Consider the following 23,082-nt stretch of genomic DNA (forward strand, 5'->3'; position numbering starts at 1 on the left):
CTTAAATGAGGAGAAGAAGAGAAAAAGTCTTAATGCTGATAGTACCGGTAATTTTGCTGATTATATTGATAATTCTTTACCGTCAGTTTAACAAAAACGGCGGCACGGACGGGAGTATTACGCCTTTTACCACTCCCACTCATGCACCGACCCAGACTCCGACTCCAGCACCTGTTGCCGAACGGGCGGGAAATCCCAGTGGTGATAAAATAAAGTATCGGATTTATTCGGATACAACTCCGCTTGACAGCTATCAGAGTGCAGACATGATTGTATTTGGTGCTCCTGAAACCTACAGTGCGCTGGAGGGTATTACAACCTTCCGCGGTAATCATTACAGGGACGGCGCCGCATACGGAACACGGAAAGTGGTTGAAAAAAAACTTGAAATTGTCTGGACTTCGGAGGAAATCCCGCTGATAGATCCCCAATGGCCTGGGGTGGGATGGACCGGTCAGCCTCTGATAGTGCATTGGCCGGAAAAGATCAGAAAGATAATGAATTTGTATCCGGAATATAAGAAAAAGGATTTTGTTGAAGTTATTCAGGCAACCCTCGGAGGGGTTATATATTTTCTTGATCTTGAAACCGGAAAACCCACACGCCCTTTCATTGATATAGGCTTTCCGATTAAAGGCACGCCACTTGTGGATCCGCGCGGATATCCGGTTTTATATGTAGGCATGGGAATAAATTCGCTGCAGAATGGCAAAACGGGAACATGGAAGTACAGGATTTTCAGCCTGCTTGACAACAGCGAAATTTTCTCGATACCGGGTATCGACAGCACGGTTCCTCGAAACTGGGGAGCTTTTGATTCTACAGGCCTGGTCCATGCCGGAACCGATACGTTTATCCAGTGCGGGGAAAACGGGCTTTTGTACAAAATAAAGCTTAATACAGATTTTGATCCCGAAAACGGGAAATTGTCCGTCAGTCCCGAGGTGATTAAGTACAGGTATACACATTTATTCAGGAATAAAAAAAGCTACGGTATTGAGAATTCCCCCGCATTTTACCGCGACCTGATATTTTTCGCTGATAACGGCGGAATGCTCCAGTGCCTGGACATAAATACCCTTAAGCCGAAATGGGCGTTTAATCTCGGTGATGATACCGATGCAACCCCGGTAATTGAGGAAACACCCGACGGTGTATTTCTGTATATCGGGAATCAGGTGGATCATCAGAACAGCGGAGGTTATGCTACCGTACGCAAAATAAATGCACTGACCGGTGAACAGATTTGGTCAAGATCGTATAAATGTTATAAGGACGAGTTAATTAACGGCGGTGTTTTTTCAGCGGCGGTGGTAGGCACAGGGGATATTTCGGACATGGTCATTTTTAATATTTCCAAAACCGGGACCGAATGGGGAGGCAAGCTTGTCGCCCTTGACAAAAATACCGGGGAGGAGATATGGGTAAAGGATTTGACCAGTTACGGCTGGTCTTCGCCGGTGGTTTTTTCATCGGACGACGGCAAAAGTTACATGATTTTCTGTGATTCTGCAGGCAGAATGTTTCTTATTGACCCCAAAACCGGCGAAACTCTTGATACAATTTCGGTGGAAAGGAATGTCGAGAGCTCACCGGCGATTTACAACAACATGGTGGTGGTGGGCTCATACGCAAGAAAAATTTTTGGAATAAGGATAAGGTGATGGAGATTGGACAGGATTTGGTTCGGACCTTCCGGAAATTCCAGCAAGTTTTATGAAGACGGATACAAACATTCGTACCAGATGCCGGAATGGCTCAGGAACATGGGCCTCAATGCATATGAGTACCAATGCAACAAAGGCACGAACATAAAAAAGGAGACGGCCGAAAAAATCGGCGAGGAAGCGAGAAAGGCGGGAATACGGCTAAGCATACACGCTCCTTATTATATAAATCTGTCGTCTTCCGAAGAGGAAAAAAGGGAAAACTCAATCCAGTACATTTTGAATACCTGTCGCGTGGCAAAATGGATGGGAGCGGACCGGATTGTAATACATCCCGGCTCGGTTGGCAGATTTTCGAGGGAGGAGGCAATGATGAAAGCCCTTCCTGTGCTGGCGGAGGCGGTAAAAAGGGCCGACGAAGCCGGATTTTCGGACATAACCCTTTGCCCTGAGGTTCTGGGGAAAATGAATAATCTGGGTTCCCTTGAAGAAGTGCTGATAATGTGCAGGCTGGACGACAGGCTTATTCCGTGCATTGATTTCGGGCATCTCCATGCGAGGACTCTCGGTTCCCTTACCGGTATTGACGATTTTAATGCCGTTTTCGATAAAATCGAGAATTCCATAGGTGCCGAAAGAGCCAAGAAAATTCACATACATTTCAGCCGGATTGAGTTTACCCAGGCCGGGGAGAAAAAACACCATACCATGGATGATACGGAGTACGGTCCTGATTTCGAGCTTTTAGCGAGGGTTCTTGTGGAAAGGAAAACAGAACCGGTGATAATATGCGAATCAAGGGACAGAATGGCTGAAGACGCCGTGATTCTTAAAGGTATATACGAGAGAGTGAAAAACGGTTGTTCCGTATAAGAATTTCTTTGCCAGTTGCATGATTTTAACGGATGAATTATTATAATATTAATTATTTTGTGGCTGAGAGCATTGGCATTTTTTATTTGGGAGGTTCAGTGATGTTCAAGATACTGGAAAAGAGAGTTTTAAACCCCGATGTGAAGCTGATGGTTGTTGACGCTCCTGTTGTCGCCAAAAAGGCTGAACCGGGGCAGTTTATAATCCTGAGAGTCAGAGAAGGCGGAGAGAGAATCCCGTTGACAATAGCCGATTACGACAGAAACAAAGGGACTGTCACAATTATTTTTCAGGAAGTTGGGAAAACCACAAAGCTTTTAGGCTCGCTGAATGAAGGCGACTACATACTTGATTTTGTGGGGCCGCTGGGGCAACCATCCCATTTGGAAAACGTAAAGCGTGCGGCGGTTATAGGCGGAGGTCTCGGGACAGCCATAGCTTATCCTCAGGCCAAAAAGCTTCATTCAATGGGAGCTTATGTGGACGCCATAACAGGTTTCAGAAATAAGGATTTGATAATTCTTGAGGATGAAATGAAAAAGGTATGTAACAGGCTTTTTATAACAACCGATGACGGTTCCAACGGGAATAAAGGTTTTGTAACCGATGTTCTCAAAAAGCTTCTCGATGAGGGAACCCAATATGATCTGGTAATAGCCATCGGCCCTCTTGTTATGATGAAGGCTGTATCCAACCTTACCAGACCTTACGGAATAAAGACTATAGTAAGCATGAATCCGATCATGGTGGATGGAACGGGAATGTGCGGCGGATGCCGTGTTACCGTCGGCGGGGAAGTAAAGTTCGCCTGTGTGGACGGCCCGGACTTTGACGGACACCTGGTGGATTTTGATGAAGCCATCAGAAGGCAGGCAATGTATAAAAAAGAGGAAAGGCAAAGCCTTGAAGCACATGAATGCAAACTGGGGGGAATAGGAAATGCCTAATATGTCGCTGAAAAAAGTACAAATGCCCGAACAGGATCCGAATGTAAGGAATAAAAACTTTAAGGAAGTGGCTCTGGGATATACTGAAGAAATGGCGGTGGAAGAAGCGAAAAGATGCCTTAACTGCAAAAACCGGCCATGTGTTTCGGGATGCCCGGTTAACGTAAAAATTCCCGAGTTTATATCGTTGATAGCTGAGGGAAGGTTTGAAGAGGCTTATCTGAAAATAAAAGAAACCAATAATCTTCCTGCGATATGCGGCAGGGTATGCCCGCAGGAAAACCAGTGTGAGAAGTACTGTGTAAGGGGAAAGAAGGGAGAACCGGTCGGCATAGGCCGTCTTGAAAGGTTTGCGGCAGACTGGTATATGGCACATCGTGAACCTGAAACACCTGAGATACCGAAAAACAATAAAAAGGTCGCGGTTATAGGCTCAGGTCCCGCAGGGCTCACTTGCGCCGCTGATCTTGCAAAAATGGGGTATTCGGTTACCATTTTTGAAGCATTTCACACACCCGGAGGAGTGCTGATGTACGGGATCCCCGAGTTCAGGCTTCCAAAAGATCTTGTTCAGCGGGAAATTGACATTGTGAAAAAACTTGGGGTTGAGATAAAAACCAATATGGTTGTCGGAAAGTCGGTAACCATTGATGAGCTGATGGAAGAAGGCTATGAGGCGATTTTTATCGGAAGCGGTGCGGGCCTTCCAAACTTCATGGGAATCCCCGGGGAAAACCTGAACGGCGTGTATTCGGCCAATGAATTCCTGACCCGTATCAATTTAATGAAGGCATACCTGTATCCTGAGGTTGACACTCCGATTAAGGTGGGCAGGAATGTTGCGGTGGTCGGCGGCGGAAACGTGGCGATGGATGCAGCAAGAAGTGCAAAAAGGCTTGGTGCTGAAAACGTTTACATAGTTTACCGGCGTTCGGAAGCCGAAATGCCCGCAAGGCTTGAAGAGATCCATCACGCAAAGGATGAGGGAATTATTTTTAAATTCCTTACAAATCCTGTTCGCATACTTGGAACCGACGACGGATGGGTGAAAGGCATGGAGTGCATTGAAATGGAGCTTGGCGAACCTGATAAGTCGGGAAGGAGACGGCCGATTCCGAAGAAAGGCTCCGAACATGTTATAGATGTGGATACGGTGATAATAGCAATAGGACAGAGCCCGAACCCGCTTATTAAATCCACGACTCCCGGTCTTAAAACCCATGAGTGGGGCGGGATTGTTGTTGACGAAGAAACGGGCGCTACCAGTATTCCGGGGGTTTTTGCCGGCGGCGATGCCGTTACGGGTGCGGCAACGGTAATCCTGGCCATGGGTGCGGGTAAGAAAGCCGCAGCCGCCATTGATCGGTATTTAAAAAGCAAAAGTGCGTGACACAGAAACTGGTAGTTTAATCCTTGGCCGATTCAAACTGATATGCGTTCCGGGTTTTACGCTTTTTCAGAATATTGTTGCCTGATTTTTTAGAATAATATAATATACAAATGTGCCGTAGCTATTAGTAAACTGATTATTTGCCGGTCGGAGTGGTTGTTATGAAGGTTTTGGTAATAAACGGGCCGAATATGAATTTGCTGGGAAAAAGAGAGCCGGAGATATATGGTTCTGAAACCCTGCAGGATTTGGAAGATTATATCAGAAAAGAAGCCGAAAAATTGAATATTGAAGTGGAATTCTTCCAGTCCAACCATGAAGGCGAGATAATTGACAGGATACATCAGGCGATGGGGGAGAAAACCGATGGCATTATAATCAACGCTGGTGCATTCACCCATTACAGCTATGCGATAAGGGACGCGATAAAGGGAACGGGTGTTAAGGCGATAGAGGTACACATGTCGAATGTGTATAAGAGGGAGGAATTCCGCACAAAATCGGTTATTGCCCCCGTGTGCGTCGGACAGATCACGGGTTTCGGTTTTGACAGTTATATCGCTGCTCTTTATTTGATGAAAAGGGGTTAAATTATGACTCAAAGGCTGGATTATGTAAGAAAAATCATTGAGGAAGAAGGCCTCGGCGGCTTTCTTATCACAAGCAGACCCAATACTTTTTATTTTACCGGCTTTACCGGAAGCACGTCGAAATGTCTTGTAACCAGGGAAAAGGCATATATCGTCGTGGATTTCCGTTATACCGCCCAGGCCAGGGAGCAGGTATTTCCGGGAATAGAAGTTATTGAATATGAAAAAAGTGCAAACGCCACGCTGGACGATCTGTGCCTTAAAGATAATGTCGCCGAACTTGGGATAGAGGGTGACGATGTTACTTATTCGGCATACAGGAGTCTGCAGGAAAGTCTGAAAAGCGTAAAATCTTTCAGGGACCTGCAGAATAAGCTGAATGACGCCCGTATCATAAAAGACGGGGCTGAAATTGAAAAAATCCAAAAGGCCGTTGATATTGCCGACAAGGTTTTCGAGCAGATACTTCAGTTTTTGAAGCCCGGTGTAAAAGAGATGGATATTGCCGCCGAAATGGAATACCAAATGAAAATGTTCGGAGCGAAAGGCCCGTCCTTTGAAACCATAATCGCGTCCGGACCTCGATCTGCGCTACCTCATGGCGTTGCCGGCACACGCGAACTGCAAAACGGCGATGCGGTAGTAATGGATTTTGGCGCCGTTTTCGAAGGGTATTGCTCGGATATTACCCGGACGGTTTTTATCGGAAAGCCGAATGACGAACTTCTGAAAATTTATGATACCGTGCTTAAAGCTCAGCTCGAAGCCATAAATAAAGCCGCAGTCGGAATGAAAGGGAAAGATCTGGATAATGTCTCCAGAACCATTATATATCAGGCCGGTTATGAGAAATGTTTCGGACACGGTCTGGGTCATGGTGTGGGCGTGGAAATCCATGAAAAACCGACAGTTTCGCCAAGAGGTGAAGAGGAACTGAAAAGCGGCATGGTGTTTACCATAGAGCCCGGAATATACATTGAAGGTTTTGGCGGCGTAAGGATTGAGGACACTGTTCTGCTCACCGACGAGGGATTAAAAATTCTTACAAAATCAACAAAGGATTTGATTGTACTGTAAAAAATTTAAGTCCTGATAATAAATCAATAGGTTCTTGTCAAAGGTATTATTTTCATTTATTATAATGTGGGAATTGTTGTTTGTATTAAAAGAGTTATTTTTTGGTTAATTAACACATTTTTATATTGTTTTCGAGATATGGATTGAGAGGGATGGTAAGTAAATGATAAGTGCAGGAGAATTTAAAAACGGTGTTACATTTGAAATGGATGGTCAGGTTTATCAGGTGATTGAGTTTCAGCATGTTAAACCTGGAAAGGGTGCAGCATTTGTTCGCACAAAATTGAAGAATCTGATTACAGGTGCGACAATTGAACGTTCATTCAGCCCGACCGACAAATTTCCGCGTGCTGAGGTCTCCAAGAGAGATATGCAGTACCTTTACAATGACGGTGAGTTGTATTATTTCATGGATGAGCAGACCTTTGAGCAAATGCCGCTGAATTCCGAGACCATCGGTGATGCGCTGAAATTTGTCAAGGAAAATACGACATGTAAGGTGGTATTTTTCAAGGATCAGGTCATCGGGGTTGAACCGCCGATTTTTGTTGAGCTTGAGGTAACACATACCGAGCCCGGTTTCAAGGGTGATACTGCAACAGGCGCTACAAAGCCTGCCATCGTGGAAACAGGCGCTCAGGTTAAAGTGCCTTTGTTTGTAAACCAGGGCGACATTATCCGTATCGATACTCGTACGGGGGAATATTTGGAAAGAGTTTGATCAGGAATAAGCTGGCCGCCTCAGAAAAGTCTGAGGTGGCTTTTTTGTTTATTAGTAATATTTGGAGTTCCGGCTGCATAGAATTTTATCAAAACAGGACAACCTTGTGTTTTCGGCTTTTACGGCGGAAAAACAAAGGAGGTACGCTATGCGGTCGGGAAATGCTGCTGTGAACAAAATCTTTGATGATATTATACCCTTTCTGCCGGAGAAGGTCCGGCAAGCCGTTTCGTATCTGGATTTGTCCGTTCTTCAGGGGATTGAGGAAATCCGGCTTCGTGCCGGCAAACCGGTGATGCTTTGCTGTTTCGGAAAGGATTATTTTCTCAGTGAGGCAGGCCATGTGGATAACGAGCCCACAAACTTTGCTCTTACGGTTGGCGACCTCAATGACATGGTTTTCAGAATTTGCGAAAATTCCTATTATGCATATCAGGACGAAATCAACAAGGGGTTTGTTACCATAAAGGGAGGGCACCGTATAGGTCTTGTCGGTACCCCGGTTGTCGAAAACGACAGAATTATAAACATACGGGACATTTCATCCCTGAATATACGAATTGCACGGGAAATTATAGGTTTTGGAGACGGAGTTGTAAAAAGCATATTCAGAAACCGCAGGGATATATATAATACTCTGATAATTTCTCCTCCGGGAATGGGGAAGACCACCCTTCTCCGGGATATTATACGAAGTGTCAGCAGCGGCGTTGAAAACATTTTTGACGGTCTCAACGTAGGTGTGGTCGACGAACGCAGTGAGATTGCCGCATGCTACAGAGGAGTTCCGCAAAATAATTTGGGTTACCGGACTGATGTGATTAACGGCATTAACAAGAAAGAGGGAATGGAAATTCTTTTAAGAAGCATGAGCCCAAGGGTAATAGCTGTGGATGAACTGGGAAACCCTGATGATGTTTATACGGTTCTGAAAGTGATGAATGCCGGTGTTCGCATTTTAGCCACCGCCCACGGCTTTGACGTGGCGAGCCTGAGAAAAAGGGCCGGGTTTAAGGAATTATTCTCCGCCGGTTGTTTTGAACGTTTTATTGTCATATCTGAGAAAAAAGAATTCCGGTATGAACTTAAAGTGACGGACGGTGAAGGAAATGTCATTGGAGTTGATTGCAAAAGCCGTAGGCAGCCTGCTGATTATGGGAAGCTCGACAATGGCAGGCTTTACATACTCCCGCTTTCTGACCGAGAGGATAGAATATATTCGCGAAATCCAGTCCTTTTTAATGGAACTGGAAAATGAAATCCATTACATGGGACGTCCTTTGGGAGAGGCTTTGTCGCAGTATGCGCGAAACAGGACTTCATCGTTGTCCGAGTTTACCGGGCGCGTTTATGAAATAAGCGTAAACGAAGGGAACGGAATAGATGCAGCGTGGCGGAAAGGAATTGAGGAATTCAGGAAACGGTGGCCCATGGATCAGGAGGAGTGGAACCTTTTGTCGCAGATGGGCGAGGTTTTGGGAAAAACCGACAGGGCAGGCCAGAGTTCATTTATAAAAATGATGCGTGAAAAATTCGCGGTACAGGAGAAAAAGGCCGAAGAGGACCGGATCCGCAAGGAAAAGCTCTACCGGGATTTGGGGATACTTGGTGGGCTTGCGATTGTACTTGTGTTGATATGAGGGGATGAATATGAATATTGATTTAATTTTCAGAATAGCTGCAATAGGCATACTGGTCGCCGTGCTTAACTCGCTCCTTACAAAATCAGGGCGGGAAGAGCAGGCAATGATGACCACGCTGGCAGGACTGGTTGTAGTGCTGCTGATGGTGGTTAAGGAGATTGCCAATCTTTTTGATACGGTAAAAGCCCTTTTTGATTTTTAACCGGACGGGGGCATACAGTTATGGAATTAATCAAAATCGGAGTGCTGGGAATTACGTCAGCCATATTAATACTGGTTATCAGAAATCAGAGGCCCGAGATAGGTATTCAGATATCTCTTGTTTTCGGCGCAATGGTAATGATTTTTTTGGCTTCAAGGATAAAAGCCGTCCTGGATCTGATAGAAATTTACGTGGAAAGGGCAAATATTGGCGGTATTTATATTACAACTCTGTTTAAAGTGATTGGAATGGCATATATAACCGAATTTGCTGCCGAAAGCTGCAGGGATGCGTCGCAGAACGCTATTGCGTCAAAAATAGAGCTTGCAGGAAGAATTTTGATAATAATAACGGCAATGCCGGTAATTACGTCGGTTATGAGCATAATTATCGGATTACTCTGACGGAATTGGGAGAAGACCGGAGGTACCGGGTAATGAAAAAACGGGTTGGAATTCCACAAACAAAACCTTTAAGGATTATATTATGCGTTATGTTTGCATTCATAATTTCCGCAAGTCCTTGTGCGTCAATGGCAGAAGACGCGGAATCAGTAATGGAGGAAATTCTTAAAAGCCAGTTGGAGAGCAGCGAAATAAGAAATTTACAGAATAACCTGGAAAAAAGCCTGTCCGATGAAGCAAGAGAGCTTCTGCCTTATTATTCTGTCAGGCAGCTTATGCAGGAAATCGTTTCGGGAAATGTGCAGGAAAGCATGGAAACACTGCCACAAAAACTTATAAATATTTTCATCGCCGAAATAAAAAACAGTTTCAGCCTTGTTGTAAAGCTTATTATAGTAGTGTTTCTTTCGGCATTCATAAACAACCTGCAGGGAGCATTCAAGGAAAGCGCTGTCGGTGAACTGGCCTATTTCGCATGTTATGCGGCACTGGTGTCCATGCTCGCGCTGGGGTTTCACATGGTGCTTGAATATGCCGGCGAGGTTCTGGACACTATTGACAGTATTACCGGCTTTGCAATTCCGGCATTGCTTGCGCTGCTGATATCAAGCGGCAATGTCGCCTCAGGAACTGCGCTTAAGCCTGTTTTGCTTTTTGCAATACAGGCAACGGTAAAAGTTTTCAGAAACATATTTTTGCCGCTGTGCCTTATGGCAGGAATTCTGTATATTGTAAGCGGGCTGTCTGAAAAGATCAAGGTTTCGGGCATGGCTTCGCTGATAAGGCAAATGGTAACATGGGGGCTTGGAGCAATACTTGCGGGTTACAGCTCACTGGTTGTAATACAGGGCGTAACCGGCGCGGTGATAGACGGGGCGACCGTTAAAACCACAAAAACCGCAATAACCACTTTTATTCCCGTGGCCGGTAAATACATCGCAGACGCCGCTGATACAGTCATAAGCTGTGCCCTTGTTGTCAAAAACACCGCCGGCGTCCTTACAATGATAGTAACCCTGGCGGCCTGCTGCATTCCTATTATAAAAATATTTATCATTGTACTTATGTACAGATTCACTGCTGCAATTATAGAGCCTTTTGCGGAAGAGCGGTTTTTCGACTGTATTACCGATGTCTCCGACTGTATGAAAGTGGTTCTGGGAGTAGTGGGCTCTTCTGTTTTCATGTTCCTGCTTTCGGTAGGCGCGTTGCTTGGGGCGGGCGGAATAAGTGGAATGATGCAATAACGCATTGGAAAAGAGGGCTTTTATGGACGAAATAAGGAATTGGGTTCTGAACATTGCTGCCATTGCCGTTCTGATGATTATTCTTGATTTATTAATGCCTGAAGGAAAAACGAAAAGTTTTACCCAGCTCGTGGCCGGATTTGTGGTTATGTTTGCGATGATAAACCCCGTTCTCCGGCTGATAGACAAAGGAGTGCCGGCATCTTACGCAGGCTGGCAGGATGAATTCTACCTTCTTAATACCCGTTTTAAATACACAACGCGCTATGCAGGCGAGGAGCAGCAAAGACACATACTGGATTTGTACAGGACCCTGCTTGTTTCCGACATAAAAAACAGGCTTGAAAGCAATAAAAATATATCAGAGGCTGAGGTGGATGTTGTGTTGAATGAAAATCCTTCTTCTGATAGATTCGGGGAAATAAGAAAACTTTATTTAAACCTGATTGTCAGTGAGCCGGCGGAATTTGACGGCGTGAACCGGCATCTTGCCGGGGAAATCCGAAGGGAACTAAGACAGGCACTTTCTCTTGACGAGGATAAAATAATAATTCATATCACAAAAAAGAATTGAGGGGTTTTTATGCCAGGCTGGTTTGAAAAACTTAAGGCTTATTTTTGGAATAAAAAAGGCGGACGGGGAATAGAAAATTTAGTCATATTCCTAATCCTTGGCGTAATAATTATCATAGTAGCCGGCAGTTTTTTAAGTGACGATGACAGCACAAAAAATAAGAAAAAAGAGACTGAGACTGTCGCTGTCGTGTCCAATAGTCCGGAGGATGAACTTCTTGAATTTGAAAAAAGGCTGGCAGAAATTCTGTCTGAGATAGAAGGAGCGGGAACCGTAAAAGTGATGCTGACGTGGAACTCGGACGGAGAGGTGGTGCATGCGTATAACCAGACCGAAGAAAGCATGGTGAGAGAGGAATACAGCGGAAATGAAAATTCCGGGAAAACCGATGAAAGAAGACTGCAGAGGGAACTGGCATATATGGACAGCGGCGCGGGGCGTGTTCCCGTTGTAGTGCAGAAAATTAAACCTGAAGTAAAAGGGGTTGTTGTGGTTGCCGACGGAGCCGACAACGCAAGAGTCCGCCAGGATATCCTGAACGCTTTGGAGGCATTGCTGGGGATACCCACGCACAGGATTCAGGTTCTGAAAAGAAAATAAATATCATAAAAGAAATAAATTCATAAAAGGGGTGTTAGAATGAACAAAAAACAGATTTTGGTGATTATTCTTGTAATTGTAATAATAACAGCCGGGGTTATTCAATTTATGTACGGCGAAAAAGGTTATTCATCAAGGAATAACGGAGAGGAACGTCTTGGTGAAGCCGTTTATGTGGATAATATAACAGGTGGACAGGTAATAACCGATGGAACCGGTTCCGCGCAGAATACCGGTGAAAACGGCGGAGCGGAGACCGCAAATGATTATTTCACGCAGGCAAGAATGGAACGGGAAGCAATAAGAAGCAGGCGGAAAGAGGAGCTAAAGGAACTTACCAGCGGTAATGTGAGCGAAGAAGTAAGCGCCCGCGCCCAGCAGGAGTACCTGGATCTGATTAAAAGAGCCGAAATAGAGGCGACAATTGAATCTTTAATAAAACAAAGAGGAATTGAGGACGTGGTTGTTATTTTCGGCTCCACCGGCACAGTAGACCTCGTTGTCAAGGCAGAAAGCCTGTCTCAGAGCGAAACGGCCCAAATTTCCGACATTGTAATGAGACATGCAGGAGTTGAAATGAAGGACATACATATAAAAAACATGAAGTAGCCTCAAAGTCACACGGGCAGGTAAAAACCTGCCCTTTAAGCACGCCCTTGTCAAATTTCCAATCAGTTATTGGCAACCTGCGCAGTTTTTGCAACCTGTGCGGCATAAAAGGCTTTCATAAGCTGTGACTTTTTCCTGGAGGCTTTATTTTTATGAATTAAATTTTTTGCAGCCGCTTTATCCAGTTTCTTTATTGCAATTCTCAGAAGCTGTTCAGTGTTAGGGCTGTTATTCGCAAGAGCTTCATTAAAACGGCGTATCGCTGTTTTAAGTTCTGAGCGTTTTGCTTTGTTACGTGCGGTTCTTACTTTAATTTTTCTGAGCCTTTTAATCGCGGACTTTGTATTAGGCATTATTTCACCTCCCAGCACCAACTCAATGTATAACCAGGCTTAATATGGCCTCCTGCTATGTTTATCTGAACAATTACAAATAAATATTATGAAATCCCGCCACTAAATGGAAAGATTTCATGTATAATGTGCCATCCGTGGTCATAATGTGGCACTTTGATATGATAGCACGAAGATTTGCTTTTGGCAAGCATTTTTTAATTTTTGCGGGAGCAAATTGTGCAATCTTTTTTTGGGAGCTGATAAAAAAGCGCGCTGAATATATGGCCGCAAAATGCAGAGAATATGAATGCCGGAATTTGAATTTAAAATTTCACGTTGCGGAGGTAATTAGCATGGGTATAGAAGAACTGACAAGGGATCAATTCAAGGGAGTCCGCACCGACCTTGCTTTGGAAGTGCATGAGAAAAACCAGGAAAATATACGCCGTTCCGGAACTGCAACGACCTATCCGTATGCGGAAGGCGTGGAAGTCACTGAAGACGGGAACAAGGATATTCATGTCACAAGGGTAAGGATTACATCGCCCGCCGGTGAAAAGAATATCGGCAAACCAATGGGTAATTATATTACTCTGGATGTGCCGAGATTAAAGGAAAACGACCGTGATTTGTACGAGATGACCTGTCGTGCTGTGGCTTTTGAGCTTCAGCAGCTGTTGAAGCTGAAAGAAAATGACACTGTTCTTGTGGTAGGATTGGGAAACTGGAATATAACTCCCGATGCGCTGGGGCCGAAAGTTGTTTCATATCTGATGGTTACAAGGCATTTACATGAATACCTTCCCGAACAGATAGACGACGGGGTAAGGCCGGTATGCGCAATTGCGCCCGGGGTTTTAGGGTTAACGGGAATAGAAACCAGTGATATCGTACAGGGAGTAGTGAATCAGGTTAGGCCTGCGTTGGTGATCGCGATAGATTCTTTGGCGTCGCGAAAGATGAACCGTATTAATACGACGATACAAATAGCAGATACCGGAATTTCACCGGGTTCAGGCGTCGGAAACAGAAGAGGGGAACTGTCTGAAAAAACGCTTGGTGTGCCTGTTATAGCCATTGGCGTTCCGACAGTTGTGGATGCCGCAACAATGGCCAATGATACCATTGAACTTGTTATAGACAGTCTGATGGCCCAGTCGGATAAAGGTTCGGATTTTTACAGAATGCTGAAGGAAATGGATCAGAATGAAAAATATGACCTGATCCGTGAGGTTCTTGAGCCTTATGGCGGAAATCTGGTTGTAACCCCCAAGGAAATGGATGAAGTGATAGATCGCGTGTCCAAGGTTATTGCCAACGGAATAAACCTGGCCCTTCACAGGAATATCGGATTTGACGATATTGACAGGTATTTGCAGTAACTGGCAATAAATCAAAACCGGCGATTGGGACTTTCGGAATTATAAATTTTATAGTAACATATTATATTATACCGAAACGTAATAATGGGATACGATACGTTTTTCCGGCGTTTGAAGCAGGTAGACGAACGGTATTGATTACAAAATGAGGCTGATATGAATATGGATTTGAAATATAGAAAAAACCGCAAATGGTATGTGGAAGTATATCCTAAACGCAGGAGATTGCGCCTGAAAAATCCGTCAAGATTTTTTGCCGTGCTTCTGTTGTCTTTTCTGATTCTTATTGCTGTTTACGTAATCCTCGGCGGTGGCTTCAGAACTGTAAGGGCAGTGATGTCAGCAATCGCTCCTACGCCTTCTCCAACGACTACACTGGCGCCCACCCCCACCCCAACCCCGACTCCTGTGCCGGTGCCTTCTCCTACACCCCTGCCGCCCGGAAAGGAACTGCGGGATGTAATAGTATGCATAGATCCGGGCCATGGAGGGCGTGATCCCGGAACAACATCGCCATACGATGATACATTGTATGAGAAGGACATAGTTCTGGATATGGGGCTGAGGCTGAGAGACAAACTTGAAAATGCCGGTGTGAAGGTTATAATGACAAGGGAGGAGGACAAGGAACTCAGCAGCTACTGGAAGGAAGATGTATGGGCAAGGCCGAGAATTGCGAATGAAGCAGGCGCGACGTTCTTTGTGAGCATACATGTAAATGCCTTCGATACAAAGGATAAGAACTTTTATATTTATAACGGAACCGAGATATATCATTACGGAAAGACTCATGGCGAATTTACCAGTGAACAGTTCGCCCGAATTATGGCCGAGGAGGTAGACGCCGTAACAGATACACAGTTTAACGGCATTGCAGTTGCCGATCTTGGTGTATTACGCCTTTCGGAAATGCCGGCACTGCTTATCGAAACGGCGTACATTACAAACAGGGAAGACAGCGAACGGCTTAAATCCGATGAATTCAGAGAAAACATGGCTCAGGGGATTTTCAACGGAACGATACGGATTCTGGAAACAATGGGAGCCTTTAAGGAAGACGGAATATACAAAATACTGGTGGACCGGTAAGGTGAGGGTGCGGACATGGACGAAAAAGTAGTCAGAATTAAAGAACTGGTAAACAGGCTTAATGAAGCGTCTAAAGCATATTACCAGGAAAATCGGGAGATAATGTCCAATTACGAGTATGACAAACTGTATGATGAACTTGTGGAACTGGAAAAGGAAACGGGCATAGTCCTTTCAAACAGCCCTACGGTGAAAGTCGGATATGAGCTGCTCAGCAGTCTGCCGAAAGAAGCGCATGAGCAGCCCATGCTTTCTTTGGACAAGACAAAAGACGTTAATGCGTTGGTGGAATGGCTCGGCGACAAAAAGGGAATACTGTCGTGGAAACTTGACGGTCTTACCATTGTGCTTACATATTCCAACGGTGAGCTTATTAAAGCGGTAACCCGCGGCAACGGTGAAGTGGGAGAAGTGGTTACCAACAATGCGAAGGTGTTTAGGAATTTGCCCATCAGAATTTCCTATAAAGGAAATCTTGTGCTGAGAGGGGAAGCTGTTATCAGATATTCGGACTTTGAAAAAATCAACAGGGAAATTGAAAATGTGGACGCAAAATATAAGAATCCGAGAAATTTATGCAGCGGCTCGGTCAGGCAGCTCAATAACAGAATAACCGCCGAAAGGAATGTATATTTTTTTGCCTTTCAGATTGTAAAGGTTGACGAGCCGGAAATAGGAAAATTCAGGAGCAGACAGTTGAACTGGCTTAAAAGCCAGGGCTTTGATGTGGTGGAATTTAAGGAAGTGGACTCATCAAACCTGGAACAGACCGTTAAATGGTTCTCCGAACAGGTTGTAAAAAACGATTTTCCTGCCGACGGTCTGGTGCTTGCGTATGATGATGTGGAATACGGGCGTTCCCTTGGCACAACGGCCAAATTCCCTAGAGACTCCATTGCTTTTAAGTGGCAGGATGAGGTAGCCGAAACCAGGCTGATAAAAATTGAATGGAGCGCCTCACGGACAGGGCTGATTAATCCAATTGCGATTTTTGAACCGGTGGAGCTTGAGGGGACAACGGTAAAACGAGCCAGTGTACATAACATCAGTGTTATGGAATCGCTGGAACTTGGAATTGGAGATACGATAGGCGTATACAAGGCAAATATGATAATTCCTCAGATAGCGTACAACTTAACAAAAAGCGGAAATATTGAAATTCCGGAACACTGTCCTGTATGCGGCGGGCAGACACAAATCAGGCAGGAAAACGGAGTAAAGTTCCTATATTGCACCAACGGCGAATGCCCGGCAAAACATATAAAGTCGCTTGTGCATTTTGTCAGCAGGGATGCGATGGGAATTGACGGGCTTTCCGAAGCCACGATAGAAAAATTTGTTGAAAAAGGATTTATTAAGGATTATGCGGACATTTTCAGGCTGGAAAGATTCAGAAACGAAATAGTGAAAATGGAAGGATTCGGGGAGAAGTCGTACAGCAATTTGATAAGTTCAATCAACAAGGCCCGGAAAACCAATGCCGTCCGTCTCCTTTACAGTATGGGCATACCCGGTATCGGCCTTTCCAATGCCAAACGCATTGCGGGTTATTTCAATCATGAGTGGGGCCGTATTGAAAACGCAACGTTTGAGGAGTTAATCAATATTGATGGAATTGGCGATATTATGGCCCGGGATTTTGTTGCCTTTTTTAAAAACGAAAGAAACAGGGAACGAATCAGGGAGCTTATGGCCGAAATTGAGCTGGAGAAGGAAACGGCGTCTGATAAAAGCCAGATATTCAGGGATATTACCTTTGTTATTACAGGGTCGGTCAATCATTTTAAGAACCGTGCGGAATTGAAAAAGGTGATAGAAGAGAGGGGAGGCAGGGTAACCGAGTCGGTTACGTCAAACACCAATTATCTTATAAATAATGATATAAATTCAACTTCAGCAAAAAATAAAAAAGCAAAGGAATTGGGGATTCCGATTATAACCGAGGAACAGTTCCTGGAATGGCTTAATGATGGAGTTATTCCCGGCGAATAGAATTTTTGTGCAATTTCCACCATCAGATATGAATTTTCTCTCTATATATTACATTGCTAAATAATATTGTTGCTTTATATAATATATTTGTATATTTTATACAAAGTAAAGATAAAATATCGGGTGAAATTTGGCTAAAGACGTTTATAATATTATTTTTATGGCAATAATCGGCAATGTAATATATTGGAGAGGAAAGGCCATGAAAAAGGAGTATGATTTTTTACCCGAATATAAAGCCGAAAGGCTGAGCCTGATATATACGCTGCATGCAATTTCGCACCTTTCAAAAGATGAGATAGAGTTATTAAAAACTTTACGCCGGGATCTTTCCCTTTTGGACAAAGTGACCGAAAATAACGGCGAAGTTTTTCCGAAAATACAGAAAATACTTTCTCATTTCAATTTAAATTCAATTCAGGAAGTAATAGAAACGGTGGAGAGTTATAATTTATTTGAGCTGTGCAATTTCTGAGGAATCATGACCGCAGCGGCGTGTTTTATCTTTCCCGGCAAGACGTTTCAAAATGTACCTGTTGGGAAAGTATTGTATATGGAGGCAAAAATACTTACAATATAATCATAACCCCTGGCTTTGTTTGCAGCGGGGAAGCGATCAGCTTTTCTTTTTGCGAAAGAACCGTCATAAGTTTTGTTAAAGGTTTTACGGAAAGGGAGGAGAGATATAATGCACAAAACAAAAGGGGTTCTGTTTGTAGTATTCCTCCTTTTCGGCATGATAATAACAATGCAGTTCAGAACCATATTATTGGCTCAGCAGCAGAGTTCTTCGGGGCAGACATCTGTTCAGACCCTTTCTTATGAACTGGAACAGGCGAAAAGTGAGGGCATAAAGCTGCTGGAAGAACTGCAGAGGCTGGAGAAGGAAAAAAATGAAATAATAAGGCAGCTCAGTAATGACGGAAATCCGATAATTAATGAGCTGTTGAACAGAAAAAATGAACTTATGGTAATTAACGGCCTTACCGATGTAAAGGGCAGCGGCATTGTCATTACGTTAAACGACGCGCCTGCAAGGGGAGAAATTGATCCAAGCCAGTTAATTATCCACGATATGGACATCGTTCAGATATTAAACGTGTTAAGGGCTGCGGGAGCCCAGGCCATATCGATAAATGACGAACGCATTATAGCTACCAGCAAGCATTTCTGTGTTGGACCTACAATACTCATTAACAATAAACGGTATCCGGTCCCTTATGTAATTAAGGCAATCGGCGATCCCAACGGGTTGTATAATGCCGTTGAGCAGAGTGAAGCGGTGGTAATTATGAAAATATATAACATACAGGTGGATGTACGCAAGGAAAACGAAATTTTGATACCTGGATATAAAATATATGGAAGTATTGACGATATGATATCCGGGCTGGAGGTTGTGGAGAAATGAAGTTTTTCAGAGAAGCGGCTTTAACCGTTGTTTGCCTTGTACTGGGGATAATGGTTGCAATGCAGTACAGGAGCGTTAAAATAAACAATACAATGGCTGTGTATGAACAGCAACGTGTTAATGATCTTATAACCGACCTTTTGCGCGAGCAGGAGAACAACAAGCAACTGCAGAAAAGAATAGATGAACTTCAAAAAGACCTGGAAAACCTTCGTACCGGGACAAACAGTGAAAATGAAACAATACAGAAATTAAAAAAGGAGAACGAGAAGCTGGAAATTCTTGCAGGATTGAAGACGGTTAAGGGAAAAGGCTTAATAATAACCCTTGAAAGCATGGATAATACCCCTATAGACGATTACAGCATACTGTCCGTTCTGAACGAATTAAGGGCAGCCGACGTTCAGGCTCTTTCGGTAAATGATGAAAGGATTATTGCCACAAGCGAGGTAAGGCGGGTGGGAAGTTACATGGTGGTTAACGGCAGAAAGTTATTGCCGCCTTATGTTATAAAAGCCATTGCCGATCCGCAGAAACTTGAAAACTCCCTTACCGTTATGGCGGGTGTTGTTGATATGCTAAAGTATTACAATATAAAAGTTGACATCAAGAAAGATGATAATATAATCATACCGGCAGTCCGCAATGACGGTACGGTGCTGCGCTATGACCTCCTGACTCCGGTTGACTGACAAATAGGCAGGTAATTATTTTATAAACAAATCTATATATATATTAATAGGAATTTCAAAGAGCAATAAGAAAGGATTGTTGTTTTACAGACAAAATCCGTTCGGATTCTTAGGCAGCCTAAGGGCTGCGTAAGAAGATTGCTCTTTTTTTATTGGGTAAAAAGGTATGAACAGGAAAATTGCGCTTTTCATAATAACTCCGGTTATTTTAACGGTTTTACTGACAACAGCTTATGTATTTCAAGCAAATTCACTGAGGAAGGCAGGAAACAAGACTCTTTTTCAGCTAAGTTTCAGTGACCTTGATTTTGACAATGAAATCACCTCTCTGTCAGAAAACGGTTTACCTGTGTCCGCTGTTTATGAAGTTGCGGGCAGTGATGAATTTAACCGCGTCCGAAGCTGGGGGATTGTACGTGCCAAAAACAATGAAACCCCGAAGGCCGATCCGGGAGCCCCCGAGCTTTTGAAAAAATATAACGGCATTTATATAGCCGACACGGATAAACCGGTGATTTACCTTACCTTCGACGAGGGGTATGAGGCGGGGTATACCGCCGGTATCCTTGACTGTTTAAAAAAACACAATGTTAACGCAATTTTTTTCATAACCGGCCCATATCTTAACAAACATGAAGACCTGGTCAGGAGAATGGTGGAAGAAGGACATGCGGTGGGAAACCATACGGTAAGTCATCCCAGCCTTCCCACCCTCAGTGATGAAAAAATAAAGAAAGAAGTGGCGGAGCTTGACAGGGTATTTTATGAAAAATTCAAAAAGCATATGATTTTCCTCAGGCCGCCGCGGGGCGAGTATAGTGAGCGATCCTTAAAAGTTACTTCGGAGATGGGATATATAAATGTGTTCTGGAGTTTTGCCTACAAGGATTGGGACAGGAACAGCCAGAAAGGCTGGGAGCACGCTTATAACAATGTCATGTCCAACCTTCATAACGGTGCTATATTGCTTCTTCATGCCGTCTCCAGTGACAATGCCCAGGCCCTTGAACATATAATTACCGATGCGAGGAAAAAAGGGTATGAGTTCGGAGATGTATTTGAACTCATTAAAATAGCGCGGGGTGAAACCGAATGAAAAAAAGAAAAGGCGGTAAAACGGCAAAAAAAAAGAAAGAAGCCGATACCGTGAAGGAGAAAGTGGCAAGAATGCTGGAGATACCGGAGGAAGTTGTTTCCGACCGGCCAAAGGTAACGACGGTTGGCAGAAAGGAAGTTTTTATCGAGAATTACCGCGGCATTATTGAGTTTACAAGCAAAATTGTAAAAATTAATTCAAATTACGGGATTATTACAATTACAGGCAAAAATATGAGAATCAGGGAGATCACGAACGAGGACATTATCATAACCGGTGATATAGACAATATAGATTATGTGGTTTAAGTACCGGGAATAAAAACGCGATAAAGCACGGTTCATGGAGGTTGTATGTTCCTTATTCGGTTATGGCATTATTTAAAAGGGTATGTTATTATTATTGTAAGCGGGCTTTCGGTTGAAAAGTTTATAAACATCTGCACCCGAAGGCAGATTTTGTTGTGGGATATTGAAAGACTCAGCCCGACCGAAGTCATTATGAAAATGAGCATACGGGGCTTTAAGAATGCGCGGTCTGCCGCCAGAAAGTCCCGGTGCCGGGTGCGGATTAAAGCCAAAAAAGGTTTACCGTATATTATATGGAGATATAAGAAAAGAAAGGGATTTGTTGCCGGGTTAATTGTTTTTGCTGTATTGATATACCTGATGACTTCGATTATCTGGTCGGTTGAAATTACCGGAAACTACAACCTGAGCAGAGAGACGTTGATGCAGCAGCTGAATGAAATGGGGATATTCAGGGGTGCAACAAAAAGATCGATAAACCCGAAACATGTGGCGGACAAACTGATGCTGAACAACAGGGGACTGGCCTGGGTGGGGGTTGAATTAAAGGGGACGAAACTTATTATATCCGTAAGGGAAGGCATTGAACCCCCGCGTGTTGTGCCTATGGACCAGCCCTGTAATGTGGTGGCGGAAAGAGACGGAATAGTTATTTCGGTCAGGGCTAAAAACGGTTTGGAAAAGGTTAAGGAAGGAGACACGGTAAAAAAAGGGCAGGTTCTTATTTCAGGAGTGATGGAAAGCAAAAATCCGGAAGCGGGCACAAGGTACGTTCATGCAATGGGTGAGGTTTTGGCCCGTACTTGGTACGAAGTGAAAGTGGATGTACCAGAGAAAAAAATTAACAGAATAAGGACGGGTCACGAGTGGAACAAATACAGTATGTATTTTCTTGATTTTAAAATCAGGCTTCCTTCGGGAAATAACCCGTTTGAGTTATATGAAAAGGACATTGTGGATAAGGCTCCCGTTATAATGAACCATTTTAAGTTTCCGTTGGGCCTGATAATAGAAAAACATTACGAACTGAAGGAGGAAGAGGAATTCCTTGATAAGGAGGAGGCAAGGAGACTGGCCGAAAAAACGGCAATGGATAAAGTATCCGAAATTTTGCCTGCGGACGCTGAAATAGTTGACCGGCAGATGGAGATTTTTACTTCCGACGGAAAGGAATATTTGCTGGTCACTGTTGAATGTACGGAAAATATAGCAATGCAACAGGAAATTGGAGGGAATTAATGGAAGCAGTCATAGAAAAAAATATTGAGATACCTGATATTGAGACCGAAATGAACCTGTTCGGGCAATTTGATCAGAATATACGTATTATAGAAGACACACTGGATGTGAAAATTACCAACAGAGAAAACGAGGTCAAAATATCGGGTTTTGAATCCAGAGTTGATCAGGCTCTGGAGGTAATTCAAAAACTTTTGGAACTGATCAAGCACGGCGAGACAATAACAGCCCAGAATGTGAAATATCTGTTGTCAATCAACGGAGAAAATATTGACGAAACTGACGGTCTGCCACTGGATCTTGTCTGTATTACTGCACGGGGCAAACCAATTAAATCTAAAACATATGGACAGAAAAGGTATATTGAGGCAATAAAAAGAAACACCATAGTTTTTGGTATAGGGCCGGCAGGTACCGGGAAAACATTTCTGGCGGTGGCAATGGCGGTAAAAGCCTTTCGTGAAAAAGCTGTAAGCAGGATAATTCTGACCCGCCCGGCTGTTGAGGCGGGTGAAAGGCTTGGCTTTTTGCCGGGAGACTTGCAGAACAAGGTGGACCCGTATCTGAGGCCTTTATATGATGCATTGTATCAGATAATGGGACCTGAGGCATATATGACCAATATGGAGAAAGGCATTATAGAGGTGGCACCGTTGGCATATATGCGTGGCCGTACACTGGATGATTCGTTTATTATTCTTGACGAGGCTCAGAATACCACCCCTGAGCAGATGAAGATGTTTTTAACCAGAATTGGTATGGGTTCGAAGGCCGTTGTAACCGGTGACATCACGCAGATAGATCTTCCCAGGGGCAAAAAATCCGGGCTTGTGGAGGTACAAAAAATACTACAGGGTGTCGAAGGCATTGAATTTGTCTACTTAACGGGGCGGGACGTCGTAAGGCATGAACTGGTTCAGAGAATTATTGATGCGTATGAACAGTATGAAAACCGTGTCCGGGAAGAACAGGAAAAGGAGAAAGAATAGGGCTG

26 protein-coding genes are annotated in these 23,082 nt (G+C 43.9%); 25 read left to right on the plus strand and 1 reads right to left on the minus strand.

Annotated elements, in window-relative coordinates:
* The first annotated feature begins 5 nt into the window (after positions 1 to 5).
* The 15 genes from CST_RS02445 to CST_RS02515 all read left to right on the plus strand — a co-directional run bounded on the left by CST_RS02445 (position 6) and on the right by CST_RS02515 (position 12,544).
* On the plus strand, positions 6 to 1,664 hold the full coding sequence (locus CST_RS02445; RefSeq protein WP_015358238.1) for an outer membrane protein assembly factor BamB family protein: 1,659 nt from the start codon (positions 6 to 8) through the stop codon (positions 1,662 to 1,664).
* 6 nt (positions 1,665 to 1,670) lie between these two features.
* A complete protein-coding gene (locus CST_RS02450) occupies positions 1,671 to 2,540 on the plus strand; it encodes a TIM barrel protein (protein WP_015358239.1) in 870 nt (289 codons plus the stop codon).
* Between the two features lie 101 nt (positions 2,541 to 2,641).
* Positions 2,642 to 3,487, plus strand: a complete 846-nt coding sequence (locus tag CST_RS02455) for a sulfide/dihydroorotate dehydrogenase-like FAD/NAD-binding protein (protein WP_015358240.1) — start codon at positions 2,642 to 2,644, stop codon at positions 3,485 to 3,487.
* Positions 3,480 to 4,877, plus strand: coding sequence for an NADPH-dependent glutamate synthase (gene gltA / locus CST_RS02460; protein WP_015358241.1), 1,398 nt, complete (start codon positions 3,480 to 3,482; stop codon positions 4,875 to 4,877). The genes CST_RS02455 and gltA overlap by 8 nt, the downstream gene beginning before the upstream one ends.
* Before the next feature lie 161 nt (positions 4,878 to 5,038).
* A complete protein-coding gene (aroQ, locus tag CST_RS02465) occupies positions 5,039 to 5,467 on the plus strand; it encodes a type II 3-dehydroquinate dehydratase (RefSeq protein WP_015358242.1) in 429 nt (142 codons plus the stop codon).
* Positions 5,468 to 5,470: 3 nt separating this feature from the next.
* Positions 5,471 to 6,544 (plus strand): M24 family metallopeptidase, encoded by a 1,074-nt coding sequence (locus CST_RS02470; protein WP_015358243.1) that lies wholly within the window; start codon positions 5,471 to 5,473, stop codon positions 6,542 to 6,544.
* Between the two features lie 163 nt (positions 6,545 to 6,707).
* Positions 6,708 to 7,265, plus strand: a complete 558-nt coding sequence (gene efp, locus CST_RS02475; RefSeq protein WP_015358244.1) for an elongation factor P — start codon at positions 6,708 to 6,710, stop codon at positions 7,263 to 7,265.
* A 148-nt stretch (positions 7,266 to 7,413) separates the two neighbouring features.
* Positions 7,414 to 8,523 carry a stage III sporulation protein AA gene (gene spoIIIAA / locus CST_RS02480; protein ID WP_015358245.1) on the plus strand — a complete coding sequence of 370 codons (1,110 nt, stop codon included), beginning with the start codon at positions 7,414 to 7,416 and terminating at the stop codon, positions 8,521 to 8,523.
* Entirely contained in the window at positions 8,435 to 8,905 is a 471-nt protein-coding gene (locus CST_RS02485) for a stage III sporulation protein AB (RefSeq protein ID WP_081594886.1), read from the plus strand. Before spoIIIAA ends, CST_RS02485 begins: the two co-directional genes overlap by 89 nt.
* Before the next feature lie 10 nt (positions 8,906 to 8,915).
* Entirely contained in the window at positions 8,916 to 9,110 is a 195-nt protein-coding gene (gene spoIIIAC, locus CST_RS02490) for a stage III sporulation protein AC (protein ID WP_015358247.1), read from the plus strand.
* Between the two features lie 20 nt (positions 9,111 to 9,130).
* A complete protein-coding gene (spoIIIAD, locus tag CST_RS02495; protein WP_015358248.1) occupies positions 9,131 to 9,514 on the plus strand; it encodes a stage III sporulation protein AD in 384 nt (127 codons plus the stop codon).
* Positions 9,515 to 9,546: 32 nt separating this feature from the next.
* Positions 9,547 to 10,761, plus strand: coding sequence for a stage III sporulation protein AE (gene spoIIIAE, locus CST_RS02500; protein ID WP_015358249.1), 1,215 nt, complete (start codon positions 9,547 to 9,549; stop codon positions 10,759 to 10,761).
* A 22-nt stretch (positions 10,762 to 10,783) separates the two neighbouring features.
* Positions 10,784 to 11,335, plus strand: coding sequence for a stage III sporulation protein AF (locus CST_RS02505; protein WP_015358250.1), 552 nt, complete (start codon positions 10,784 to 10,786; stop codon positions 11,333 to 11,335).
* 9 nt (positions 11,336 to 11,344) lie between these two features.
* Complete coding sequence (locus CST_RS02510) at positions 11,345 to 11,935, plus strand: stage III sporulation protein AG (RefSeq protein WP_015358251.1); 591 nt, start codon at positions 11,345 to 11,347, stop codon at positions 11,933 to 11,935.
* A gap of 39 nt (positions 11,936 to 11,974) precedes the next feature.
* A complete protein-coding gene (locus CST_RS02515; protein WP_015358252.1) occupies positions 11,975 to 12,544 on the plus strand; it encodes a SpoIIIAH-like family protein in 570 nt (189 codons plus the stop codon).
* A 62-nt stretch (positions 12,545 to 12,606) separates the two neighbouring features.
* On the opposite strand, the gene rpsT is transcribed toward CST_RS02515, so the two are convergent.
* On the minus strand, positions 12,607 to 12,897 hold the full coding sequence (gene rpsT, locus CST_RS02520; RefSeq protein ID WP_015358253.1) for a 30S ribosomal protein S20: 291 nt from the start codon (positions 12,895 to 12,897) through the stop codon (positions 12,607 to 12,609).
* Positions 12,898 to 13,016: 119 nt separating this feature from the next.
* On the opposite strand from rpsT, the gene gpr reads away from it, so the two are divergent.
* From gpr to CST_RS02570, 10 genes are all read left to right on the plus strand, one after another.
* Positions 13,017 to 14,261: a GPR endopeptidase gene (gene gpr / locus CST_RS02525; RefSeq protein ID WP_015358254.1), complete on the plus strand. Its 1,245-nt coding sequence runs from the start codon at positions 13,017 to 13,019 to the stop codon at positions 14,259 to 14,261.
* 162 nt (positions 14,262 to 14,423) lie between these two features.
* The gene (locus tag CST_RS02530; RefSeq protein WP_242823582.1) at positions 14,424 to 15,350 is read left to right on the plus strand and encodes an N-acetylmuramoyl-L-alanine amidase family protein; all 927 of its coding nucleotides are present in this window, start codon (positions 14,424 to 14,426) and stop codon (positions 15,348 to 15,350) included.
* A gap of 15 nt (positions 15,351 to 15,365) precedes the next feature.
* A complete protein-coding gene (gene ligA, locus CST_RS02535) occupies positions 15,366 to 17,342 on the plus strand; it encodes an NAD-dependent DNA ligase LigA (protein WP_015358256.1) in 1,977 nt (658 codons plus the stop codon).
* Between the two features lie 202 nt (positions 17,343 to 17,544).
* Positions 17,545 to 17,817 (plus strand): hypothetical protein, encoded by a 273-nt coding sequence (locus CST_RS02540; RefSeq protein ID WP_015358257.1) that lies wholly within the window; start codon positions 17,545 to 17,547, stop codon positions 17,815 to 17,817.
* A 213-nt stretch (positions 17,818 to 18,030) separates the two neighbouring features.
* A complete protein-coding gene (locus CST_RS02545) occupies positions 18,031 to 18,753 on the plus strand; it encodes a DUF881 domain-containing protein (RefSeq protein ID WP_015358258.1) in 723 nt (240 codons plus the stop codon).
* Positions 18,750 to 19,445 carry a DUF881 domain-containing protein gene (locus tag CST_RS02550; protein WP_015358259.1) on the plus strand — a complete coding sequence of 232 codons (696 nt, stop codon included), beginning with the start codon at positions 18,750 to 18,752 and terminating at the stop codon, positions 19,443 to 19,445. Before CST_RS02545 ends, CST_RS02550 begins: the two co-directional genes overlap by 4 nt.
* A 166-nt stretch (positions 19,446 to 19,611) precedes the next feature.
* A complete protein-coding gene (pdaA, locus tag CST_RS02555; RefSeq protein WP_015358260.1) occupies positions 19,612 to 20,541 on the plus strand; it encodes a delta-lactam-biosynthetic de-N-acetylase in 930 nt (309 codons plus the stop codon).
* On the plus strand, positions 20,538 to 20,849 hold the full coding sequence (yqfC, locus tag CST_RS02560; RefSeq protein WP_015358261.1) for a sporulation protein YqfC: 312 nt from the start codon (positions 20,538 to 20,540) through the stop codon (positions 20,847 to 20,849). The genes pdaA and yqfC overlap by 4 nt, the downstream gene beginning before the upstream one ends.
* Positions 20,850 to 20,894: 45 nt before the next feature.
* Complete coding sequence (yqfD, locus tag CST_RS02565; protein WP_015358262.1) at positions 20,895 to 22,088, plus strand: sporulation protein YqfD; 1,194 nt, start codon at positions 20,895 to 20,897, stop codon at positions 22,086 to 22,088.
* On the plus strand, positions 22,088 to 23,077 hold the full coding sequence (locus CST_RS02570) for a PhoH family protein (RefSeq protein WP_015358263.1): 990 nt from the start codon (positions 22,088 to 22,090) through the stop codon (positions 23,075 to 23,077). The genes yqfD and CST_RS02570 overlap by 1 nt, the downstream gene beginning before the upstream one ends.
* Positions 23,078 to 23,082 lie beyond the last annotated feature (5 nt).

Origin of the sequence: Thermoclostridium stercorarium subsp. stercorarium DSM 8532 (assembly GCF_000331995.1) — a bacterium.
Taxonomy (GTDB): Bacteria; Bacillota; Clostridia; order DSM-8532; family DSM-8532; genus Thermoclostridium; species Thermoclostridium stercorarium.